Source organism: Planktotalea sp. (genome assembly GCF_018607965.1).
GTDB lineage: Bacteria > Pseudomonadota > Alphaproteobacteria > Rhodobacterales > Rhodobacteraceae > Planktotalea.
Genome location: NZ_JABBAM010000040.1, coordinates 3,534 through 25,694 on the forward strand (window position 1 = coordinate 3,534; position 22,161 = coordinate 25,694).

The following is a 22,161-nucleotide window of genomic DNA, read 5'->3' on the forward strand; positions in this document are numbered from 1 at the left end:
CGTGGCTGATCCGGTTTGGTCTGTTCCTCTATGATAATCTGGGGGGGCGCAAAATCTTGCCTGCGACGTCTACGGTTGATCTTAGCACGTCGCCCGAGGGTGCGCCTTTGCAAGAGCGCTTTAGCAAAGCTTACGAGTATTCTGATTGCTGGATTGAAGATTCCCGGCTTGTGGTCTTGAACGCCCGCGACGCCCAAGCGCGCGGTGCGGACATCATGGTGCGCACTAAAGTTTCTGGCGCAGAGCGTCACGCCGATCATTGGGTTGTGACGCTGAATAATCAGCAAAGTGGCGAGACGCGAACAGTCAGCGCCAAGATGATCGTTAACGCGGCTGGCCCGTGGGTTGGCGATGTCTTGAACGGCAAGCTGGGTCTGAACAGTCGCGAAGGCGTACGCCTTGTACGTGGCAGCCATATCGTCGTGCCAAAACTATATGATCACGACAAATGCTATTTCTTCCAAGGCGAAGACGGGCGCATCATTTTTGCGATTCCGTATGAGGGTGATTTCACGTTGATCGGCACGACGGACGCGGATCATTCTGATCCTTCTGAGAAACCTGAATGTACGCCAGAAGAACAGGATTACCTTTGTGATTTCGCGTCGCGCTATTTCACCAAACCAGTGACGCGTGATGAAATTGTGTGGACTTATTCCGGCGTGCGCCCGCTTTATGATGATGGGGCCGAAGATGCATCAGCCGCAACGCGTGACTACATCCTGACGCTAGATGAAAACGCAGCGCCGTTGCTGAATATCTTTGGTGGCAAGATTACGACCTATCGCAAACTGGCCGAGGGTGCCTTGGCCAAGATAGGGTCTCAGTTCGATGATCTTAGTGGCGATTGGACGGCAGGCGTTCCCATGCCCGGTGGTGATTTTCCTGTGAATGGCGTGGCTGAGATGATTGCAGGTCTTCAGCGCGACTATTCTTTCCTGACCCAGAAATGGGCGCAACGTCTGGTGCGTGCTTATGGGACCGAGGCGAGAGGCGTGCTTGGGGGTGCCAAGACCGCCAGCGACCTTGGCGAAGATTTTGGTGCAACTTTGAGCGAGGCAGAACTCAACTGGCTTAGATCCCACGAATTTGCGCGCAGTGCGGAGGATGTCGTTTGGCGACGCTCAAAGCTTGGTCTGCGGATGAGCAAAGATCAAATCGCGCGGGTTGAGGCGTTTTTGACCGCCTAACGACGCATATTGATCGGGCGCGTGATTTTGCGCGCCAACATGCGTTCACGTAGGAATACGAACAACCCAGCACCCATGATAAGCAAGATGCCGAACGTCACTGCCAAATCGGGCAGTTCGCCAAAGATGAAATAGCCCCAAAGAACCGCAAGAGGCAGGCCGATGTATTCAAAGGGTGCGACAGTCGCGGCGCTGCTGATGCGGTAAGCTTGGCTAAGGCAGTAGCCTACGATTGCGGAGACGCAGCCCAAGCCAATCAAGAGGGGCCAATCTGCGGACGCAGGCCATGTCCACGCGCGCAGCAAGAATATGACCGCGCCGTTTTCGGCACCTTCCGCAAAGCGTCCATCGCCCGCGACAAAATAGAAAGCTGCCGACACCAGAATAAATGCGCTTTGGATATAGATCGACAGGGCAGATGCACGACTGCTGACGCCCAAATTTCGGGTCATGACTTGGTTAATCGCGTAGGTCAGCGCCGCGAGAATAGGCAAGAGCAGCACAATGCGATTCACATCCGTATCGGCTACGCTTTGCCAAGGGCGCTGCATGATCATCACCCCTACAAAACCGACCAAGACTGCGGATAGACGCATGGGGCCGACTTTTTCGCCGAGGATCGGGATAGATAGTAGGGTGATCATCAAGGGTGCTGCGAAAAACAGCGCTGTGGTTTCGGCCAAGGGGAGAACCGCGATAGCAGCAAAAAACGACATGTTTGAGATCACGATCATCAACGCGCGCAGGGTGTGTAAACCTGGTGTAGATGTCTTGAGCAGGGACCAGCCGCCTTCCAGATGAAGGAAGAAGATTGAAAATATTACGCCGATCGCAGAGCGCGTGAACACCAATTGATGAAGAGGATATCCGCCTGAAAGCTGCTTGATCAGAACGTCATTTATCGAAATCGCAGCCATGCCGATCAGGATGAAAAGGATGCCGAGTGTGGATGTGTCGCGTGTGCTCATCCTCCATCCCTATCTGCGATACGTGCGGTGTACTAGCCCGTTTGCGACTGGCGCGCGAAGCAGATAGGCAGGGTGCAACAGGGGAGAAAACCATGGCAGCCATTCTGAGTGTGCGTGATCTTATCAAGCGATACGATGATGGGTTCGAGGCCCTGAAGGGCGTGACGCTGGACATCGAAAAGGGCGAAATTCTTGCTTTGCTGGGCCCAAATGGTGCTGGTAAAACAACTTTGATTTCAACGATTTGTGGCATCACCGAGGGCACGAGCGGCTCTGTCACGGTTGGTGGACATGATATTGTTAAGGGCTACCGCGCTGCGCGTTCCATGATCGGCCTTGTCCCCCAAGAAATCAACTTGGAACCGTTTGAACGCGTGCTGAACACTGTGCGTTTCTCACGTGGCTTGTTCGGCAAACCTAAGAACGAAGCACACATTGAAAAGATCCTGCGCCAGCTTTCGCTTTGGGACAAGAAGGACAATCGCATCATGGAATTATCAGGCGGCATGAAGCGCCGTGTGTTGATTGCCAAGGCGCTTAGCCATGAACCTGAAGTCCTGTTCCTTGACGAACCAACGGCTGGCGTGGACGTGGAGTTGCGAAAAGACATGTGGGAAATCGTGGCGGATCTGAAAAGCCACGGAACAACGATCATTCTGACCACACACTATATCGAAGAGGCCGAAGCAATCGCGGACCGCATTGGCGTAATCGCCAAAGGCGAACTTCTGCTTGTTGAAGAAAAACAGGCGCTGATGACGCGTATGGGGCAAAAGCAATTGCAGATTGATCTGGTTGAGCCCGTGACGGATTTACCCGCCGCGCTGGGCACATATGATCTGGAAATCACGGATGAGGGCAATTCAGTCCTTTATACCTACGACACACGCCGCGAGCGCACGGGCATCACTGCCTTGTTGGCTGCTTTGGCGAAACAAGGCATGATCATGCGCGATCTACAAACGCGACAATCCAGTTTGGAAGACATTTTCGTGGGTCTGGTTGCGGAGGACGCGGCATGAATTGGCAAGCGATCCGATCAATTTACACATTTGAAATGGCGCGCTTCTTTCGTACGCTGACCCAAAGCTTCATTTCGCCGGTCATTTCAACGTCGCTATATTTCGTTGTGTTTGGCGCGGCCATCGGCAGCCGCATCCAAGAGGTTGATGGCGTCAGCTACGGCGCGTTCATCGTACCGGGTTTAATCATGCTGACCGTCATGACGCAGGCCATTTCGAACGCATCTTTCGGGATATACTTTCCGAAATTCATGGGGACGATTTACGAATTACTCTCTGCGCCAGTGAATTTTTTAGAAATCGTACTGGGATATGTGGGCGCGGCGGCAACAAAAGCGCTGTTCATTGGGGTCGTCATCCTAATTACCTCAGCGTTCTTCGTCGATCTGCAAATCATGCATCCTTTCGCGATGGTCGCATTCCTGCTGTTAACTTGCGTTAGCTTTTCGCTGTTCGGCTTTATCATCGGCATATGGGCGCAGAATTTTGAACAACTCCAATTGATCCCACTGCTGGTCGTCACGCCGTTGGTCTTTTTAGGGGGGTCATTCTACTCGATCTCGATGCTGCCCCCGATCTGGCAAACGGTCACGCTGTTTAACCCTGTTGTCTACTTGATCTCTGGGTTTCGGTGGGCGTTTTTTGGTATATCGGATGTGCCCATTGGGCTAAGTTTACTCGCGATCGCTGCGTTTTCGGGCCTGTGTCTGATCGCAGTATGGTGGATCTTCAAATCTGGTTGGCGCATTCGCAAATGAACACAGCAACATTATATCCCGCGCATACCTTGTTTCGCGGCTTTGGGCATTCTACATCGATCTTATGAAACGCTATATTCCCTTCATGAAATCGAACCCCACGGTTGCGGTCGTTCGCTTGTCCGGCGCAATTGGCACGGGCGGTCGTGGTTCGCTGAGTGACCAAGCGCTTGCGCCTGTGCTTGAAAAAGCTTTTTCACGCGGCAAGCCCGATGCGGTTGCGTTGCAGATCAATTCACCTGGTGGCAGTCCTGTGCAAAGTTCGCTGATAGGTGCGCGGATCCGGCGGCTTGCGGATGAAAAAGACATTCCCGTTGTTGCGTTTGTTGAAGATGTCGCGGCCTCTGGCGGGTATTGGCTCGCGGCAGCGGCTGATGAAATTTATGCGGATGAAAGTTCGGTTGTTGGCTCTATCGGTGTTATTTCCGCAGGCTTTGGGGCGCATGTCTTTCTTGCGCGTCAAGGGATCGAACGCCGCGTTTATACGGCGGGAAACTCCAAATCCATGCTTGATCCGTTCAAGCCCGAAACGGAAGAAGACGTCGCGCGTTTGAAAACGATGCTTGAGCAGATTCACACTAACTTTATCCGCCACGTCCAAAAACGTCGTGGGGAAAAGTTGGACAACAATAGTGATCTGTTCACTGGCAACATTTGGATCGGCAGTGCCGCGCAAGAGGTTGGTTTGATTGATGGGATCGCCCATTTGGTCCCGGCAATGAAAGCGCGCTTTGGCGACAAGGTTCAATTCAAACGATACGGCCCGAAACGTGGCTTTATGAGCCGCATTGGCGCGCAAGTCGCGACGGACGCGTTGGCCGGCATTGAGGAGCGCGCAGAGTTTGCACGCTTTGGTCTGTAAGCGTGATCTTTAAGATCGTCACACTTTTTCTGGTTGGCATGGGCGTTTTGGCCATGTTCGGGAAATTCACGTTTCCTGGCCAAAAGCAGCTGCAAAACGCAAAATGCAAACGTTGCGGGCGGTTCAAAATCGGGCGTGGCCCTTGTGATTGCACCAAACTCAAGGGCAAGGGTTAAGATATGTTGGTTTGGCTGCTGTGTGGACTAGGCTTGGTGATCTTGCTGTTGGCTGGCGATGCGTTGGTGAAAGGGGCTGTGAACCTTAGTCTACGGGTCGGTATTCCAGCGTTGATCGTCAGTCTTACAATTGTTGCTTTCGGGACGTCTGCGCCCGAGCTGTTGATTGCGATCAGCTCGGTGCTTGAAAACAAGCCAGACATTGCAATGGGCAATGTCGTTGGTTCGAATACTGCGAATATTCTACTGGTCTTGGGTTTTCCCGCCATTCTTGCGACCCTGCACACCTCTGAATGTAACACGCGTAAAACCTACATTTTTATGATGATGGCGAGCGTTTTGTTTGTTGCCCTTGCGTTTACGGGAAGCTTTGGCACGTGGCAGGCACTGGTCCTGCTTGGCGCTTTGGCGTTGGTTCTGAGCGATGCATTTCGCGACGCACATCTTCACCGCAAAGGTGCGGCAATGGCGGCTGTCGAGGACGCAGACGAGGTTGAAGGCGCTGACCCCAACATGCCGTGGTGGCAAATCGTTGTGTTCTTGTTGCTTGGTCTTATTGGCCTGCCTTTGGGCGCGGATCTTTTGGTTGATAACGCCTCGTTCATCGCGCGGGATTACGGCGTCAGCGAGACAGTGATTGGCCTGACTTTGGTGGCCCTGGGAACGTCCTTACCAGAACTTGCAACGACAACAGTAGCGGCGCTGCGGCGTCAAGCGGATGTCGTGCTTGGCAGTGTCATAGGCTCTAACATGTTCAACTTGCTGGCGATTATTGGTATTGCTGCATTGATCGGCCCGATCCCTGTCGCACCTGAATTCCTACGGTTCGATCTATGGGTTATGTTGGGCGCGTCTGTTTTACTTGCACCCTTCGTATTCTGGCGTTGGAACATCACGCGGGCATGGGGCATTGGCCTGACGGTTGCATATTTCGCCTATATCGGAATCGTTCTTTTACAGGCTTTGCTGGACTAGAAGTGTTCGCTACCAAAGATGCCCTATAGTAAGTTGATGGGAAAGTTTTGCACCCTTTGCGGCCCGGTCACGGATGTGTTGCCAAAAACTTAATGATTTCAATTATTTACAAATATTTAATTAATTTTCAATTTAAAAACAACACCTTAAGTAAGTGCCTAATTTTTAGGCACCTCAGCGAAGTGCGTATAAAACAACGAAAAAATGCACCTTAGGGAAATTTATCCGCAGACTTATCCACAGGAATGGTGGATGCCTTTTCTCTTGCTCTGTAGCTTGGGCCATTGCAGCGGTGGATGAAGAATCATATTCTTTGTACATGAACGATACCCCCGACACAGAAACCGATCCTTCCCCGCACGGTGCGCAGGTTATTCAGGCCTACCTGAAGACTTTAGATAGCTCGCCTGGCGTGTATCGTATGCTGGATGAACAAAGTCGCGTACTCTATGTTGGCAAAGCCCGTAATCTGCGTGCGCGCGTTTCCAATTATGCGCGCCCCACTGGCCATTCGGGCCGTATTTCGACGATGATCGCACAAACTGCAACGATGATGTTCTTAACGACGCGCACGGAAACCGAAGCGCTGTTGCTAGAGCAAAACCTGATCAAGCAGCTAAAGCCGAAGTACAACGTGCTTTTGCGCGACGACAAAAGTTTCCCGAATATTATGGTGAGCAAAGATCATGCATACCCCATGATCCGCAAACATCGTGGTGCGAAGAAGGATAAGGGATCCTACTATGGACCTTTCGCCTCTGCGGGTGCTGTGAATCGAACGCTGAACCAGTTGCAACGTGCATTCCAACTACGCGATTGTGCGGACTCTAGCTTTGCCGTGCGCACGCGGCCCTGTTTGCAACACCAGATCAAACGCTGTTCCGCGCCTTGTGTCGGCAAAATCAGTGAAGCGGATTATGCGGAAACCGTGCGCGACGCGGAACGTTTTTTATCAGGCAAGTCAACAGAGATGCAGGCAAAGCTGGCCCAGCAAATGGCGAAAGCATCCGAGGAGATGGAGTTCGAACGCGCAGCTGCCTTGCGAGACCGCATTCGTGCGTTGACCCAAGTTCAAACATCCCAAGGGATCAACCCGCGAAATGTGTCTGAAGCAGATGTGATCGCGCTGCACATGGAGGGCGGGCAGGCCTGTGTTCAGGTCTTCTTTATCCGCGCCAATCAGAATTGGGGCAACAAGGATTACTATCCGCGCTTGACGGCGGATGTTGATGAGGCCGAAGTGCTTGAGGCGTTTCTGGGCCAGTTTTACGATACAAAAGACCCACCGCGCCAGATTTTGCTTAGCCATGCTTTGGCGAATGATGATCTGATGACGGATGCTTTGTCGCAAAAGCTGGGCAAAAAGGTTGAACTTTTGGTGCCCCAGCGTGGTGAGAAGGCGGAAATTATCGACGGCGCATTACGCAACGCTCGCGAAAGTCTTGCGCGTAAGATGGCGGAGACGCAGGCGCAGAGTAAGTTGCTTAAAGGTGTGGCCGAGGCGTTTGGTTTGGATAAAGTACCAGCGCGTATCGAAGTCTATGACAACTCGCACATCCAAGGGGCGCACGCGGTTGGTGGCATGATTGTTGCTGGGCCTGAAGGGTTTGTAAAAAATGCGTATCGTAAATTCAACATCAAGGGAGAGGATCTGACGCCTGGCGATGACTTTGGCATGATGAAGGAAGTGCTGACACGGCGGTTCAAGCGTTTGATCAAAGAAGACCCTGAGCGGAGCAAAGGCGATTGGCCTGATTTGCTGCTGATCGACGGTGGTGCGGGGCAGGTGAGTGCGGTGCGAGAAATCATGGAGCTGTACGGCGTTGGCGACATTCCGATGGTTGGTGTGGCGAAAGGTGTGGATCGCGATGCGGGTAAGGAAGAGTTCTATCGGACGGGGCAGCGCCCTTTTGCGCTGCGCTACAATGATCCTGTGCTTTATTTCATTCAGCGTATGCGTGATGAGGTGCACCGCTTTGCGATTGGAACCCACCGCGCCAAACGCAGCAAGGCAATTGGTGCGACGCCTTTGGATGATGTGCCCGGTGTGGGTGCAAGTCGTAAGCGGGCATTGCTTGCCCATTTTGGGTCTGCGAAAGCGGTAGGTCGTGCGAACTTGGTAGATTTAAAGGCGGTTGACGGGATTTCGGAAGCTTTGGCGCAAACGGTCTATGATTTTTTCCACGAGCGCGGGTAACCCAATGGAACGCGCTTAGCGCGTGCTTGAGGAGCCGCTGGCGCGGCAGGTTGGGACGCTGTCCCAAACCCTGGGATATTTCATGAGAGAGGAAGTGCTGCATTGCAGCATTTTTTGCATTGGCACTATACTTATGCGATTAATGGGCCTATGCGCGGGGCTTGTTCGAACGGCGGGTATGCAATGACAGATTTTGAAAATATGATTCCAACTTTGGCGACAGCTTTGGCGGCTAAGGGGTACGAGACACTGACACCAGTTCAGATTGACGTGTCCAAGCCTGAATATTTGGATCAGGATTTGCTCGTTTCTGCACAAACCGGTTCTGGTAAAACGGTTGCGTTTGGCTTGGCGATTGCGCCGACAATTTTGGAAGAGACTGGTCGTTTTGAACGTGCTGCGACGCCGCTTGCTTTGGTGATTGCACCGACGCGTGAATTGGCGCTGCAAGTGAAGCGTGAGTTTGATTGGTTGTTTGCACCTGCGGGCGTTGTTTGCGCCTCTACAGTTGGTGGTATGGATTCGCGCACAGAACGTCGCGGGTTAGAGCGCGGCGCGCATATTGTTGTCGCCACTCCTGGTCGTTTGCGCGATCACATTATGCGCGGCGCGATTGATCTGTCTGCTTTGCGCGCAGTTGTTTTGGACGAAGCTGACGAGATGCTCGATATGGGTTTCTCTGAGGATCTGGAGTTTATTCTGGATCACACGCCTGCTGAACGCCGCACGTTGATGTTTTCTGCCACAGTACCACGCGGCATTGCTAAACTTGCGCAGAAATATCAGCGCAGTGATACCAAGCGTATCGAAACAGGCGGTGGTGGCCCACAGCATGCGGACATCACGTATCGCGCTTTGACAGTGGCACCCTCTGATACGGAAAACGCGATCATCAACACATTGCGCTATTATGAAGCGCAGAACGCGATTGTATTTGCTAACACGCGCGCGATGGTTGCGCGTTTGACAGCGCGTTTCTCGAACCGTGGTTTTTCTGTTGTATCGCTGTCTGGTGAGTTGTCCCAGAACGAGCGGACACATGCGTTGCAAGCGATGCGCGATGGGCGCGCACGGGTTTGCGTTGCGACGGATGTTGCGGCGCGTGGGATCGACTTGCCCAACCTTGAATTGGTGATCCACGCGGATCTGCCGTCTAACGGGGAAACATTGTTGCACCGGTCTGGCCGTACAGGTCGTGCAGGTCGCAAGGGTATTTCTGCTTTAATCGTACCAGGGCGCCAGAAATCCAAAGCCGAACGTTTGTTGAAATTTGCCAAACTTACAGTGGAGTGGGCAAATGCGCCTTCTGCTGAGGATGTTCATGCGCGCGACGAAGATCGTATGTTGAACAATGATAGCTGGACAGAAGCAATGACCGAGAGCGAATCTGCGTTCGCGGCGAAACTTCTTGAGAAGTACCAGCCAGAGCAGATTGCAGCTGCGTTCCTACGTATGCACCGCTCGCAGCATTCTGCACCCGAGCAATTGGGTGAAGTGGTTGAGTCTGGTCCGCGCGATAAGCGCGCGCCCCGTGAGCCACGCGCACCCCGTGATTTTGGCCCAAGCTCTTGGTTCTCTTTGTCGCTTGGTCGAAAGCATAAGGCCGAGCCGCGTTGGTTGCTGCCGATGCTGTGCCGCAATGGCAACATCTCTAAGGACGATATCGGTGCAATCCGTGTTCAGTACCAAGAGACGTTTGTAGAGGTTCAAACCTCTGCCGTTGAGCGCATGAAGAAAGAATTGGGTGAAGGCATGAACCTTGAGCAAGGTGCAAGCCTGACCGAATTACCGGGCAAGCCTGACTTTGATTCTTCACCAAATGGTCCGCCCGCTGATGGCGCTTCAAAGCCATATGACAAAGGTCCACGCAAAGATCGTCTTCGTGGGGATAAGCCGCGCTACGATAAGCCACGCGGTGATAAGCCAAGCTACGGCGACAAGCCACGCGGCGACAAGCCGAAGTATGACAAGCCTCGTGGAGACAAGCCGTCCTACGCTGACAAACCACGCGGTGATAAGCCTGCTTATGGTGACAAGCCGAAATTCGACAAGCCTAAGGGCAAGCCAGCATATAAAGCGGACAAGCCGGGTAAGAACGATCCGCGCCCACCTAAGCATGCTGCTAAGTCTGGCGTACCCAAATCAAAATCACCACGCGCACCCAGCGCTGTTGATACGGGCGCCGTTGCGCACAAGTCTGCTGGCAGTGCAAAGCCTGCGTCACGCAAAGGTGCGATGGATCCGTCCAAGCCCATGGGTGATCGCAAAGCGCGCGCTAAATCGGCTGCGGGAAAGCCAAAGGGTGGCGACAGCAAGCCCTACAACGTGAAAACACGCGCGGGCAAAGGTCCTGACGCCAAACCAATGCGCAAAGCGCCGCGTAAACCATAAAGCAAGTGGTAAGCAGACTTGCGGGTGCCAAGGCGACAGCCTAGGTATTGGTCATGAATATGACGATCCCAAATGTTCTTACCGTGCTTCGGCTGCTTGCAGCGCCGGGGCTTGCGGTGATGTTTCTCTATTTCACGCGACCTTATGCGGATTGGTTCGCGCTTTGCCTGTTCGTACTGGCAGCGTTTACCGATTGGCTAGATGGCTATCTGGCCCGTACTTGGAAACAAGAAACCAAACTTGGTGCGATGTTAGATCCGATTGCTGACAAGGCGATGGTCGTGATCGCATTGATGGTGATAATCGGATTTTCTTCGTGGTCTGCTTGGCTTGTTTTACCTGCGACTATGATCCTCTTTCGCGAGGTGTTCGTTTCAGGTCTACGTGAATTCCTTGGTGACACCGCGGGTACTTTGAAAGTGACCCAGCTGGCCAAGTGGAAAACGACCGCACAGATGGTCGCGATTGCTGTCCTCTTTAGTCAGGGCGTTTTCGAACACTACCTCGGTATGTCCGCGTGGGGCATGGACCAAGCTATGTTTGAAGCCATTCTAAGTGGTGCTGAAGACGACGTTTTGGGTCTGGGCTGGAAGTATCAAGGCATGGTTTGGTCTGGCCGCATTGGGCTTTGGTTGCTTTGGCTTGCAGCGTTCCTGACGCTGATCACGGGCTGGGATTATTTCCGCAAAGCGCTGCCGTATCTGAAAGATGGTGCGTGATGGAAGTGCTTTACTTTGCATGGGTGCGTGAACGCATTGGCCTACCAAAAGAGACGGTAGACACACAAGCGCTGACAGTCATGGAGTTGGTTGATGAGTTGCGCGCGCGCGAAGAACGTTATGCGTTGGCTTTCTCTGATCTAAGCGCGTTGCGTGTGGCGGTTGACCAAGACCTCGCAGATTTTGACGCCCCTCTTAAGGGTGCACGCGAAGTTGCCTTCTTTCCTCCGATGACCGGCGGCTGAACGATGCGCATCGTTGTGCAAAAACTGCCCTTTGATAGCGGCGTAGAGCTGAATGCGTTTACAGCCAAGCAATCCAATATGGGTGCTATCGTGAGCTTTACAGGGGTCGTGCGTGATTTTCCCAATGGCGGTTTGCAGTACATGGATATTGAACACTACGCGGGCATGACTGAAAAAGCGCTGGAGGCCATTGCAACAGATGCGATGTCGCGCTGGGATTTAGGCGATGTTTTGGTGATCCATCGTTACGGTATGTTGACGCCGCAAGAACCGATTATGATGGTCGCGACTGCCTCAAAACATCGCAAAGATGCGTTTGAGGCCGCTGATTTTTTGATGGATTTCTTAAAGTCTCGCGCGCCCTTCTGGAAGAAAGAACAAACATCTGCATCTCACGAATGGGTCGCATCCAAGCAAGATGATGAAGACGCATTAAAGCGTTGGTAGGCCGTTAAGCCTGCTGTGCGCGCTCAATGTAGGCGCGAAGCTCTTCGGCTTCATAGCGTGCATCACGTAGACCCTCCATCGCCGCGTTCAATTCGGCTTCTGTCTGGGACAGTTGATTGGTCAATTCAGCTTCGCGTTGCTGCAAATAGGTGATTGACTGATCGCGGGTTTCTTCGGCTTCATGCAGCTCTTGCGCCATACGCTCTAGCTCACCCACATCAGAGCGGGACACGTGCGTGAAGCGGTGGATCAGCCAGTTGGCAAACCAGCCCATGCAAAAGGCGACAAATAGAATAATCGCTGTTGCGATGACGAACTCAGTTCTGTTCATCGGTTGTCCCTTCTTGGCCGCTCTCTTGCGTACCGTCTTGCGCGGTTTCAGCCGTCTCTTCAAGGGTTGTTGTGACGTCTTCGGTGGACTTTGGCAAAATCAATTTAAACTCGATCCGTCTGTTGGCTTCACGACCTGCTGCAGTCGCGTTGTCCCCAATCGGGTCTGCTTCGCCGTATCCCTTTGCAACGAACCGTGATGTCAGAATGCGACGGTCCCGAAGTGCCGCTAAAACCGCCTGCGCGCGTGCTTGGCTTAGCTCTTGGTTCATACTTTCGCGACCTTGGCTGTCTGTATAGCCGCTGATTTCCATTCGCATATCTTCAGGGCATTTGACAAGGATCTCGGCAATATCATCGATAATGCTTGCGTTAGATCCATCTAGATTTCCCGAACCTGGTTCGAACGCAATCTTGCGACCCGTTTGAATTTCAGAGACTTGCAGTTGGCATTCCTCAGGCGTTGGCAATCCCAACACTGGATCAAGTTTTTTTTTGTAGGTAACATCGATTGCAAACTCTTCGGTTTCACCCAATTTAGACAAGAGCATTTGCGCAATATCAGATTTTGCACTGGGAACCCCTGTGTTACCAAACACGCGAACGTTCTCGGGTGTGACCGTGACAGAGCCATTCTTTAGCATTGAAAGGGTTTCGATTGCTGCCAACATCCGCACGGACCAATCTCGAGGAAGCGTATCATCGATGCGCGCAGCAGAATAAACCGCATCAGATCCAAAATGCGCTTTTGCGTAACTATCAGCGGTACTGCGCGAAAGTTCGGAATTCACACGACCACGGATCTGAACCTGACCTTCGGGGCTAAGCGTTACGACAAATTCCGGAGGGCCTTGGCTTGTGTCTTGTGCAATTGGTAAAACTGCATTCAGTGCGAAGACCTCCGGCAATTGCGTTTCCAACTCGCCAACAACGCGATCAAAGAGGGATTGATCCGTTCCCTCATTCGCAGTTAGCGTTATGTCGGCATCAGCAAATGTCACAGATCCGCCGCCCAATTCATCCAATTTGTCGATTGTGAGCGCGGTTGCGTTAGCCCATTGGCGAGATGGAACGCCTAGGCCAATTCGGCAATCTCTTTCGCCCGCCACACCCACTCGTTCGGCTGCAGCAAGGATAATGTCGCGCGCCTCTTCTGTATCAGCACTACACGCATCAAAGCGTGCGCCGTCTGGCAAAATGGAAAAGCGCAGCGTGAAGGGGCTGATGACCGGCCTTGGCGCAGAAATATTCAACGACAGATTTACACGTGTCGTGCGCCGCGCGCGCAATGTTTTCTCAAATTGGCTTTTCTCTGCGGGGCTATCGGCCATCGCTGTGATTGTAACATTGCCAGCATCAATAGAAATTTTAGAGCGTGGCAAAAGTTCAAGTGCTTCGAGGCCAAGTTCCATTGCTGCCGCCCAACCTTCGGGTGCTGGATACTGTGCGCCCTCCAGAAGGTCGCTTATCTTACCATCACCTGCCAATTTTGCGACGTCTTGGCGCATGTCTTCGGTTGAGTTGGTTTCCGGGATCAAACCGATCAAAGAAATACCACTGTCGTTGCGTAGAATCTCAATGGAAAAACGCGGTGGCGCATAGGCTTCGCGGTCTGCAACTTCGGTTTGATCGATCACGCGTGCTGCATCAACGATGCTACCCGCGGTGCTAACAGCTTTGAAACGTTCCGCTTCTGACGGAGCGGTTCCGATCAGGAAAACTTGCAGGCCGTTTGAATCTGCATCGGCCCATGTGAGGCTTTGTTTGTCCAAAGCACGGCGCACAGCGGTCTTGGAATTGTCCTCGATCAGGGTGACCGCAAAGCCAGCGGCGACTGTGCACAAGCTTGCTGCGCATATAAATGTTGCAGCAACAGTAACGTATGAAGACAAGCGCATTGGCATCCAGACTATTCAACTCTGTCAAGGTGATACGCCGTGATGCGATGGGTTTCAATCACAGCAATAGGGCGATGGCGAAAAACAGCACAGGCAGCAGTCCAGCGTCACGATTTGATCGAAAGAGCATTATCAAATTGCTTTGATCGTGGGGGCTAAATTGACGCAATTGCCAGTTCAAGTGCCAACCGTAAGCCCAAACGCCTGCGACTGTGCATAATAGGGATAGAACAGAACGATCAACAGCAGCTTGAACAACTGCAAATGTGAAAAGCGTTACAGAACCGATCAGGAAGTACATCAACCACTGGGGTGACGCATCGCCAAACAAACGCGCCGTACTTTTGATGCCAATCAGCGCGTCATCTTCAGTATCTTGATAGGCATAGATTGTATCGTAAAAGAGGGTCCAAAGGATGCCGGTCACATACAGCGTTATCGCAGGCCAACCGAGTGATCCGCTATGTGCAGTCCATGCCAGTAAAGCCCCCCAGTTGAACGCCAGACCAAGGAACACTTGGGGCCACCACGTAAAACGTTTTGCAAATGGATAGACCAGAACAGGGACGATCGACAAAAATCCCAGTGGTATCGCGGCCCAGTTGAACGTTAGTAAAACACCCAGCGAAACAAGGGCTTGCAGGCCCATCCATATCACGGCTTGGCGAACGGTGACTTGACCAGACGGGATTGGGCGATTGCGTGTGCGCGCAACTGCGCCGTCATAATCGCGGTCTGTTATGTCATTCCACGTGCAGCCTGCACCGCGCATTAACGTCGCGCCAATCGCGCAGCCCACAAAAATCCACAGATCAAACCAACTGGCACTGCGTGACGCCATCATGGCCAGCAAAAGCGCCCACCAACAAGGCAAAAGCAGCAACCATGTGCCAATGGGTCGATCAAACCGGCTAAGACGAAAATAGGGCTGGGACCATGCGGGCGCATGTGTGTCGACCCAATTTCCTTTGACCGCATCAGCAATCAACGGGGTGCCCTCTGGTTCTTGCGAGTGACCTTGCATATGTAGGTTCCATGAATGCTAAAATTCGCCTTTTTGTAGACCAGCCTCTTGCCAAGGGGAACCGCGTTTCACTGACGCAGCCCCAAGCCCACTATTTGTTTGGCGTGATGCGCCTTGCAGTTGGCGGTGCGGTTTCGCTGTTCAACGGTAGAGACGGCGAATGGCGCGGCGAAATTGTGGACGCGGGCAAGCGTAAAGGGACGTTGGAATGTTCTGAGCAGACCAAACCCTTGCAAGTGCCACCGGATCTATGGCTGTGCTTTGCGCCGATCAAAAAAACGCGCACAGATTTCATTGTTGAAAAAGCGGCTGAGATGGGCGCTGCAAAAATTTTCCCCATGCAGACCGAGTTCACCAATTCCGAACGGGTCAAACAGGAACGCTTGCAAGCCCACGCGATTGAAGCCGCGGAACAATGTGGCGCGACATACGTTCCCGAAGTGACGGAACTGCGTAAATTAAGCGCTATGCTGGATCACTGGCCTAAAGAGCGCCAGATCATGTTCTGTGATGAAGTTGAACTGGGTGTGGCGACGTCGCTTGCGACGGTTGCACGCGGACCCTGGGCAATTTTCATTGGCCCTGAGGGCGGCTTTTCACCCGTTGAGCGCAAGCGATTGCATGCAATGCCCCAAGCACATGTGGTTAGCCTTGGCCCACGCATTTTGCGTGCTGATACGGCGGCGGTCGCAGCGCTGACGCTTTGGCAAGCCGCTTTGGGGGATTGGTCGCAATGAGTTTCATTCGCCCAGAAGCGCGCGCCAGTCTTTGGAGGTGGCGCGAAGTTCTCTTTGGTGTCGGTCTTGCATGTTTTGCAACGGCTTGGGCGCTGGGGGCATTCGGCATCGTGCGCATGCTCGCATTGGTTCTTTTGGGGTTTGCCGTTGTGCTTATATTGGCGGGCATTCAACGCAGCCGCTTTCGTGGACGTGGCGGCGGGCAGGGCGTTGTGCAGGTTATCGAGGGACAAGTGACGTATTACGGTCCTTTGAACGGTGGCGCGGTCGCGATTTCAGAATTGGCTGCGCTTAGTTTGGATGGGCGCGATAAACCTGCACATTGGTTGTTGGTGCCAGATCAAGGCGCGACCTTGCAAATTCCAGTCAGTGCAGAGGGGGCGGACGCTTTGTTTGATGCCTTTAACGGTCTGGCTGGATTGCGCACCGAACATTTGCTTCGCATCAAGCAAGCCGCCTTGCCGCGCCTTCAAGTGGTTTGGCGCAGGCAAGACGTTCAAGCACGGATCAATGCACTGAATTAGAGGATTACCTGCGCAAACCGCCAATTTTATCGTTGGCGATGCGGATTGTCAGGATCAATGCGATCACCCATCCAGAACTGACGGCGGCGGCAATCGCGAGCCAAACGCCCCAAACGTCCAATCCCATCACGCCGATCAACAGCCAGATGAAAAAGGCAACACCAAATCCTTGGCGATAAAGGCTGATCCACAATGTATAGACGGGTTTTTTCAGCGCTTGCAGTAGCGAGTTGATGGCGAACAGCATCATGTAGAGCGGGAACAGAAAGCCGTCGACGCGCAGATAGCTTTGGCCAATTGGGATAACGCGAGCGTCGTCTGTAAAAAAGCTCATCGCGAGACCGCCACCGAACCAGAGGATCGGGGCCGCAATTGCGGTCATTGCAAAGCCGAGTTTCCAGCAGAACCACGTCGCTTCACGCACGCGTTCGTGGTTGCCCGCACCGTAGTTTTGCGCCGCGATTGGAAGCAGCGCACCTGTCATGCCAAGAACGGGCAGGAGCAAGATTTGTTCGATCCGCAGCGCTATGCCGTAGGCGGCAATGGCCTCTTCACCAAATCCCTTTAACGCGTATTGCACGACGAATCCTGATATAAACATGACCATCATTGCGGTCGTGACAGGCAACATTTGGGCAAGGATTTCTTTGACGGTTGCCGCTTCGATCCGCACATGGCGTGGTTCAACACCTTTCATGATCTCAAGGCGGCTGACGGTCCAAAGGATCCAGATCATAACACCTGTTTGGCAAAGGATGGTAGAGAACGCGATGCCGTTGAAGCCCATACCGTCGATTACGCCGGGGATGCCGTAAATGAACAGAGGGTTTAGTGCGATATTGGCAAGAAACGCGATCACTTGGCTGCGTTGTAGCGTGACGCTATCGCCATGGGCTTGCAGAATGCCGTTTGCTGAGAACGTCAAGATAAAGCCGGGCAGGGCAGCGATCAGCCAGTAGAAATAGCCAGTTGCCGCATCGCGATACTCGCCTGGTTCAGAAATCAGCGCGATCGCGCGTGGGCCGAACCAAATTGCAAAGACCATTAGAATGGCTGTTGCGATGAACGCGAACGCAAGACCCTGAACTGCCAATCTGTGAGCCGTGCGATTGTCTTTGGCACCGCGTGCATTGCCCACAAGCGCCGACATTGCTGCCGACAGGCCGAATGCGAAGGACAACAATACGAAAAACGCTTGGAAACCAATCGCCAAACCCGCTTGCGCGTCCGTTCCAAGTTGCCCAGCGTAGAACACATCCACCACGTTGTAGAGCGTGGTGAACAACATCCCGAAGGCGGCTGGAATGGCTATTGTTTTGAAGTGGCTGGCGATGGAACCAGTCGTCAGATCGTAGTCGCGTGGCGCTGCCATTGGTTATCCTTCGGAGACGTTCATGCGACGCTCTAGCCAGCGCACACCTTGGGACACGATCAAAATCAGCACCAAATATTCGAGAACTAGAATGGTGTAAATTTCGAGAGGTCTGTATTCTGTTACGACCAATTCATTGGCCTTGCGGGTCAATTCTTGCATGCCGATTACCGACACAAGAGACGACATTTTCATCATATAAACCAATTGATTGCCAAGCGCTGGTAAGATGCGGCGGATCGCTTGGGGCAAAATGATGTAGCGCATTGTGTCGCGGTAGTTCAGGGACACGGATTGTGCGGCCTCATATTGGCCACGTCCGATGCTTTGAATGCCCGCGCGAAAAATCTCGGCTTGGAATGCGCTATCAGAGAGCGCGAGCGCGAGCACCCCCGCCCAGAAAACGTTCAACGTGATGCCTGAGAGTGCAGGTAGGCCGTAATAAACCCAAAGGATCAGAACAAGGATCGGCACAGAGCGCACGCATTCCACGTAGATACGGTTGAACCAACGCAGCCCGCGTTTTTCCGAAAGGCCAGGCAGGGCAACCAAAAGGCCGACCACAACAGATATCGCAATCGCTGTCAGGGACAGTACGATCGTGTTCCAAGCCCCCGAAATGAGGAATGTTAGGTTACTCTTGCCGTTCGGGGTGCCTGGATCGACCACGTACCAACCCCAGTTGTCGCCCGTGCAACCCGACAATCCAACTGCAATCAGAGCGAAAAGAAAGAAACGTTTCATATCGAACCCCTTAATGATTGATGATTTTTTGAAGGAAATCACGGCAGCGATCTGACTTGGGCGCTGTAAAGAATTGCTCTGGCTCTGCGACCTCGACAATCTCGCCTTCGTCCATAAACACCATGCGATCCGCGACTTTGCGCGCAAACCCCATCTCGTGGGTCACAACGATCATCGTCATGCCAGTCTCTGCTAGTTCTACCATCACCTCTAGCACTTCATTGATCATCTCTGGATCAAGGGCCGACGTTGGTTCGTCAAACAGTAAAATCTTGGGCTCCATACAGAGCGAACGCGCTATCGCGACACGCTGTTGTTGACCACCCGATAGCTGGCGCGGAAGCTTTTCAGCCTGATCTGGAATGCGGACACGTTCAAGATATTTCATGGCGCGGGCCTGCGCGACGGCTTTGGTTAGCCCATATGCGCGCATCGGACCTAACGTCAGGTTGTCCATCACGGATAAGTGAGGAAACAGATTGAACTGCTGAAACACCATGCCAACATTCTGGCGTATTGCATCCAGAGCAGCGGGGCTGTCGTTCAGTCGAATGCCCTCGACATCAATCTCGCCCTTTTCGTGCTTTTCCAAACGGTTGATACAGCGAATAAGAGTTGATTTACCTGACCCTGAAGGCCCACAGACCACCAAACGCTCGCCCTCGGCCACATCCAACGACACGTTTTTGAGCGCTTGGAAATCCCCGAAAAATTTAGACACCCCGTTCATCTTGATTACTGGGGCTTGAGAACCACTTTGCATCATACACTCCATCCTGAATTCCTAGGCATTTCAGGATGCGAGAGCCATGACAAGCACTATCGCCTTGCACATCTGCACATGAACGTGTGTTTTAGTGCGCAACCAAAATGAACCGAGGACGAACAATGAAGTTTTTTAAGATCGCCGCAACTGCCGCCATGTTGGCCGGCTCTACAATGGCTGCAAACGCCCAGTCCGTACTTAGCGAAATCCTATCTTCTGGCGTGTTGAAAGTTGGCACAACAGGCGATTGGGATCCAATGTCCGTTCGTGACCCGGCCACGAATTCCTACAAAGGCTACGACATCGACGTGATGACAGAGCTTGCAAGCGATCTGGGCGTTGAGCTTGAGTTCGTTGCAACAGACTGGAAGACGCTCGTCAGCGGCGTGACATCTGGCCAGTACCACATCACTGGATCCGCGTCGGTTTCCCCAGCGCGTGCAAAAGCGGCGGGTTACTCAGATAGCTATTTCGCGTTGTTCACTGTGCCTTTGACACAGAAAAAGAACGCGGATCGTTTCAAGGATTGGGATGATCTCAACAAAGCTGACGTCAAAGTCGCAGCTACACTTGGTACAACACAAGAACAGCAGGTTAAGCGCTTCTTCCCAGATGCAGAGCATCGCATCGTTGAAGCACCTGCACGTGATTTCCAAGAAGTTCTGTCAGGGCGTGCGGATGCAAACATCACATCCAACGTGGAAGCCAACAAGTTGATCGCGAAATACGACCAACTGATGATTGTCCCAGTATCTGAAGTACGTGCACCAACACCAATCGCGATGTTGTTGCCACAAGCAGATCAAGTCTGGATCAACTATGTGAACACTTGGATCGCGTTGAAGTCCGAACGTGGCTTCTTTGACGAGCTTGCAGACAAATGGGCACTTTCAGTCGACTAAAGACTGCGTATAGTATCGCTTCAAAGGGGGCTCTAGCCCCCTTTTTCGTGTGAATTTTACGGTAAGGGGCAAGTATGCTGACGATCTATAACATCCCGATTTCGATCTACACGGCTAAATTGCGTGTTGTTTTGCGCCATAAGGGGCTTGCTTGGGAAGAATTAGCGCCCCCTGGTGGATACCGTTCTGATGCGTATCGCAAGATTGTGCCGTCGGGAAATATTCCGACCATGATAGATGGCGATGTGATGCTGTCTGACAGCGAAGCGATTGCTGAATACCTTGAGGAAAAGCATCCAGAATCCGCGATGATGCCCGTCGGCTTGGTGCCACGTGCCAAAGCACGCGAGCGTGGGCGCTTTCATGATACGCGGCTAGAGCCAGCCTTGCGGGTTATGTTCCCATTGCTGAAAACCCGTGATCAAGGCGCGCTATCCGTGGCGTTTTCAGAAGTGAATCGTCATTTTGAAGCGCTCGAAATGCTGCTCACGACCGATGGCCTTCCGACGCGCGACCTGCTTTTGTGTGATGCAGGTTTTGCAGCGACGCTTGAATGGTTTGCAATCTTAGAGCGCGCTTTGGGGTTCGAACTGACATGGCCAAGCAGCGTCGTGGCCTATCGAAAGCGACTTAGCAGTTATCCCGCGGTCGCAAGTGAGATAGAGCATTATCGCCCTGCCATTCGTGCTTATCTTAACTCAGAAGGCTAAGCGACGACGCGGGGAAGGCGATTTGCAGGTGGTGTGTTTCGGCTGCGTTCGGAACACACGACACCATCAATTACTGTCATGCCAACACCCGGTAGATTGCCCAACTGGACGCTTTCCAGAATGTTCTTGCCGGGTGCATGCTGGGCCTGATCCATCAGCACAAAGTCTGCGCACATACCGATTTCGATCAGCCCCGTATTCAATTTACGTTGACGCGATGTGTTGCCGTTGCCAAAGCAAAACGCGATTTCGGCGGGAACATTACCAAAGGCAGACAGCATCGCGATCATGCGCAAGATGCCGAGCGGCTGCACACCTGATCCAGCTGGGCCGTCGGTGCCAAGGATCACTTGATCCAGTTTTCCAAGCTCGCGCGCAGTGTTTACCGTCAATACCGCCGCGCGTTCGTTGCCGTTATGAACGATCTCGAATGCTGCTTTGCAACTTTCGCACAGACAAATGATCTGATCATCGGGCAGCGCCGAATGGCCGCCATTGATGTGACCAATCACATCTGTTCCCGTTTCCATCACCATATCCGCGTCGATCAAACCTGATCCAGGGATGGATGGGCCACCTGTATGGATCGTGCTTTGAATGCCATACTTACGCGCCCAACCGACCATCTGCTGCGCGGTCTTGCCGTCTTTTACGGTGCCAAGGCCAACTTCGCCCAGTAACGTCACGCCTGCATCTGCGAGGTCTTTGAAATCTTCTTCGACCATGCCGTGTTCAATGACAGGCGCACCCGCGTGAACTTTCATGCCGGAGGGGCGGAAATTTTCGTACCAGCGTTGCGCCGCAATCGCCATCGCCTTAAGGCCGACAACATCTTTGGGGCGTCCGGGCATATGTACTTCACCCGCTGAAATCAGCGTGGTCACGCCGCCGTGTAATGTGCTGTCGATCCAATGCAATTGCTGCTGACGCGGGGTGTAGTCGCCAATAACCGGGTGGATATGGCTGTCGATAAGACCGGGGGCCAGCGTGACGCCATTTGCATCGATGACTGAATCCGCACCCTCCAAATCCATGTCTTTTTCGCGCCCCCACTGCACGATCTTGCCGTCTAATGCGATAATGCAATCAGCCTCATAAATAGGTGCTTCCATTTTGCCCGAAAGCATCAGGCCGATATTGTGAATGACGAGCTTGCGTGGGGTTTCAGACATTTTGGTTCCTCCCGAATTCGTTTGAACGCTAA

Annotated in this window: 22 protein-coding genes; 14 read left to right on the forward strand and 8 right to left on the reverse strand. The window is 53.0% G+C overall.

Annotated elements, in window-relative coordinates:
• The coding region (gene glpD, locus QZ279_RS03470) for a glycerol-3-phosphate dehydrogenase (protein WP_293447969.1) at positions 1-1,190 on the forward strand (1,190 nt) is incomplete at its 5' end.
• Here the strand turns inward: glpD and QZ279_RS03475 are convergent.
• A complete protein-coding gene (locus tag QZ279_RS03475) occupies positions 1,187-2,158 on the reverse strand; it encodes a DMT family transporter (protein ID WP_293447971.1) in 972 nt (323 codons plus the stop codon). The genes glpD and QZ279_RS03475 overlap by 4 nt on opposite strands.
• 92 nt (positions 2,159-2,250) lie before the next feature.
• On the opposite strand from QZ279_RS03475, the gene QZ279_RS03480 reads away from it, so the two are divergent.
• The 9 genes from QZ279_RS03480 to QZ279_RS03520 all read left to right on the forward strand — a co-directional run bounded on the left by QZ279_RS03480 (position 2,251) and on the right by QZ279_RS03520 (position 11,950).
• Entirely contained in the window at positions 2,251-3,180 is a 930-nt protein-coding gene (locus QZ279_RS03480) for an ABC transporter ATP-binding protein (RefSeq protein ID WP_293447973.1), read from the forward strand.
• A complete protein-coding gene (locus tag QZ279_RS03485; RefSeq protein ID WP_293447975.1) occupies positions 3,177-3,938 on the forward strand; it encodes an ABC transporter permease in 762 nt (253 codons plus the stop codon). Before QZ279_RS03480 ends, QZ279_RS03485 begins: the two co-directional genes overlap by 4 nt.
• 64 nt (positions 3,939-4,002) lie before the next feature.
• Complete coding sequence (locus tag QZ279_RS03490) at positions 4,003-4,800, forward strand: S49 family peptidase (RefSeq protein WP_293447978.1); 798 nt, start codon at positions 4,003-4,005, stop codon at positions 4,798-4,800.
• Positions 4,801-4,979: 179 nt separating this feature from the next.
• Entirely contained in the window at positions 4,980-5,951 is a 972-nt protein-coding gene (locus tag QZ279_RS03495; protein ID WP_293447981.1) for a calcium/sodium antiporter, read from the forward strand.
• A gap of 319 nt (positions 5,952-6,270) precedes the next feature.
• Positions 6,271-8,148: an excinuclease ABC subunit UvrC gene (uvrC, locus tag QZ279_RS03500; RefSeq protein ID WP_293447984.1), complete on the forward strand. Its 1,878-nt coding sequence runs from the start codon at positions 6,271-6,273 to the stop codon at positions 8,146-8,148.
• Positions 8,149-8,349: 201 nt separating this feature from the next.
• Positions 8,350-10,539 carry a DEAD/DEAH box helicase gene (locus QZ279_RS03505; RefSeq protein WP_293448073.1) on the forward strand — a complete coding sequence of 730 codons (2,190 nt, stop codon included), beginning with the start codon at positions 8,350-8,352 and terminating at the stop codon, positions 10,537-10,539.
• A 53-nt stretch (positions 10,540-10,592) separates the two neighbouring features.
• Positions 10,593-11,258 carry a CDP-diacylglycerol--glycerol-3-phosphate 3-phosphatidyltransferase gene (gene pgsA / locus QZ279_RS03510; protein WP_293447987.1) on the forward strand — a complete coding sequence of 222 codons (666 nt, stop codon included), beginning with the start codon at positions 10,593-10,595 and terminating at the stop codon, positions 11,256-11,258.
• Positions 11,258-11,503, forward strand: coding sequence for a molybdopterin converting factor subunit 1 (gene moaD / locus QZ279_RS03515; protein WP_293447990.1), 246 nt, complete (start codon positions 11,258-11,260; stop codon positions 11,501-11,503). The genes pgsA and moaD overlap by 1 nt, the downstream gene beginning before the upstream one ends.
• A gap of 3 nt (positions 11,504-11,506) precedes the next feature.
• The gene (locus QZ279_RS03520; protein ID WP_293447992.1) at positions 11,507-11,950 is read left to right on the forward strand and encodes a molybdenum cofactor biosynthesis protein MoaE; all 444 of its coding nucleotides are present in this window, start codon (positions 11,507-11,509) and stop codon (positions 11,948-11,950) included.
• A 4-nt stretch (positions 11,951-11,954) separates the two neighbouring features.
• Here the strand turns inward: QZ279_RS03520 and QZ279_RS03525 are convergent, their stop codons facing one another.
• From QZ279_RS03525 to ubiA, 3 genes are read right to left on the reverse strand one after another with little or no spacing between them, the layout of a single operon-like run.
• A complete protein-coding gene (locus QZ279_RS03525; protein WP_293447994.1) occupies positions 11,955-12,281 on the reverse strand; it encodes a hypothetical protein in 327 nt (108 codons plus the stop codon).
• Positions 12,268-14,178 (reverse strand): OmpA family protein, encoded by a 1,911-nt coding sequence (locus QZ279_RS03530; RefSeq protein ID WP_293447997.1) that lies wholly within the window; start codon positions 14,176-14,178, stop codon positions 12,268-12,270. The genes QZ279_RS03525 and QZ279_RS03530 overlap by 14 nt, the downstream gene beginning before the upstream one ends.
• A 58-nt stretch (positions 14,179-14,236) precedes the next feature.
• Positions 14,237-15,202 carry a 4-hydroxybenzoate octaprenyltransferase gene (ubiA, locus tag QZ279_RS03535; protein WP_293448000.1) on the reverse strand — a complete coding sequence of 322 codons (966 nt, stop codon included), beginning with the start codon at positions 15,200-15,202 and terminating at the stop codon, positions 14,237-14,239.
• Positions 15,203-15,213: 11 nt separating this feature from the next.
• Here ubiA and QZ279_RS03540 point away from each other — a divergent pair, with 11 nt between their 5' ends.
• Both QZ279_RS03540 and QZ279_RS03545 read left to right on the forward strand, forming a co-directional pair.
• On the forward strand, positions 15,214-15,939 hold the full coding sequence (locus QZ279_RS03540; protein WP_293448002.1) for a 16S rRNA (uracil(1498)-N(3))-methyltransferase: 726 nt from the start codon (positions 15,214-15,216) through the stop codon (positions 15,937-15,939).
• Entirely contained in the window at positions 15,936-16,463 is a 528-nt protein-coding gene (locus tag QZ279_RS03545) for a hypothetical protein (protein WP_293448004.1), read from the forward strand. Before QZ279_RS03540 ends, QZ279_RS03545 begins: the two co-directional genes overlap by 4 nt.
• A 4-nt stretch (positions 16,464-16,467) precedes the next feature.
• Here QZ279_RS03545 and QZ279_RS03550 read toward each other — a convergent pair whose 3' ends face one another.
• The 3 genes from QZ279_RS03550 to QZ279_RS03560 are packed head-to-tail and all read right to left on the reverse strand — an operon-like array spanning position 16,468 to position 19,345.
• Entirely contained in the window at positions 16,468-17,835 is a 1,368-nt protein-coding gene (locus QZ279_RS03550) for an MATE family efflux transporter (protein ID WP_293448006.1), read from the reverse strand.
• 3 nt (positions 17,836-17,838) lie between these two features.
• Positions 17,839-18,579: an amino acid ABC transporter permease gene (locus QZ279_RS03555; protein WP_293448008.1), complete on the reverse strand. Its 741-nt coding sequence runs from the start codon at positions 18,577-18,579 to the stop codon at positions 17,839-17,841.
• Positions 18,580-18,589: 10 nt separating this feature from the next.
• Positions 18,590-19,345, reverse strand: coding sequence for an amino acid ABC transporter ATP-binding protein (locus tag QZ279_RS03560; RefSeq protein ID WP_293448010.1), 756 nt, complete (start codon positions 19,343-19,345; stop codon positions 18,590-18,592).
• A 122-nt stretch (positions 19,346-19,467) separates the two neighbouring features.
• Between QZ279_RS03560 and QZ279_RS03565 the strand changes: the two genes are divergently transcribed.
• Together QZ279_RS03565 and QZ279_RS03570 are read left to right on the forward strand one after the other, a co-directional pair.
• Positions 19,468-20,247, forward strand: coding sequence for a transporter substrate-binding domain-containing protein (locus QZ279_RS03565; RefSeq protein ID WP_293448013.1), 780 nt, complete (start codon positions 19,468-19,470; stop codon positions 20,245-20,247).
• A 74-nt stretch (positions 20,248-20,321) separates the two neighbouring features.
• The gene (locus QZ279_RS03570; RefSeq protein ID WP_293448016.1) at positions 20,322-20,957 is read left to right on the forward strand and encodes a glutathione S-transferase family protein; all 636 of its coding nucleotides are present in this window, start codon (positions 20,322-20,324) and stop codon (positions 20,955-20,957) included.
• Here the strand turns inward: QZ279_RS03570 and QZ279_RS03575 are convergent.
• Positions 20,954-22,129, reverse strand: coding sequence for an amidohydrolase family protein (locus QZ279_RS03575; RefSeq protein ID WP_293448018.1), 1,176 nt, complete (start codon positions 22,127-22,129; stop codon positions 20,954-20,956). The two genes, QZ279_RS03570 and QZ279_RS03575, sit on opposite strands and share 4 nt — an antisense overlap.
• Between the last annotated feature and the right edge of the window lie 32 nt (positions 22,130-22,161).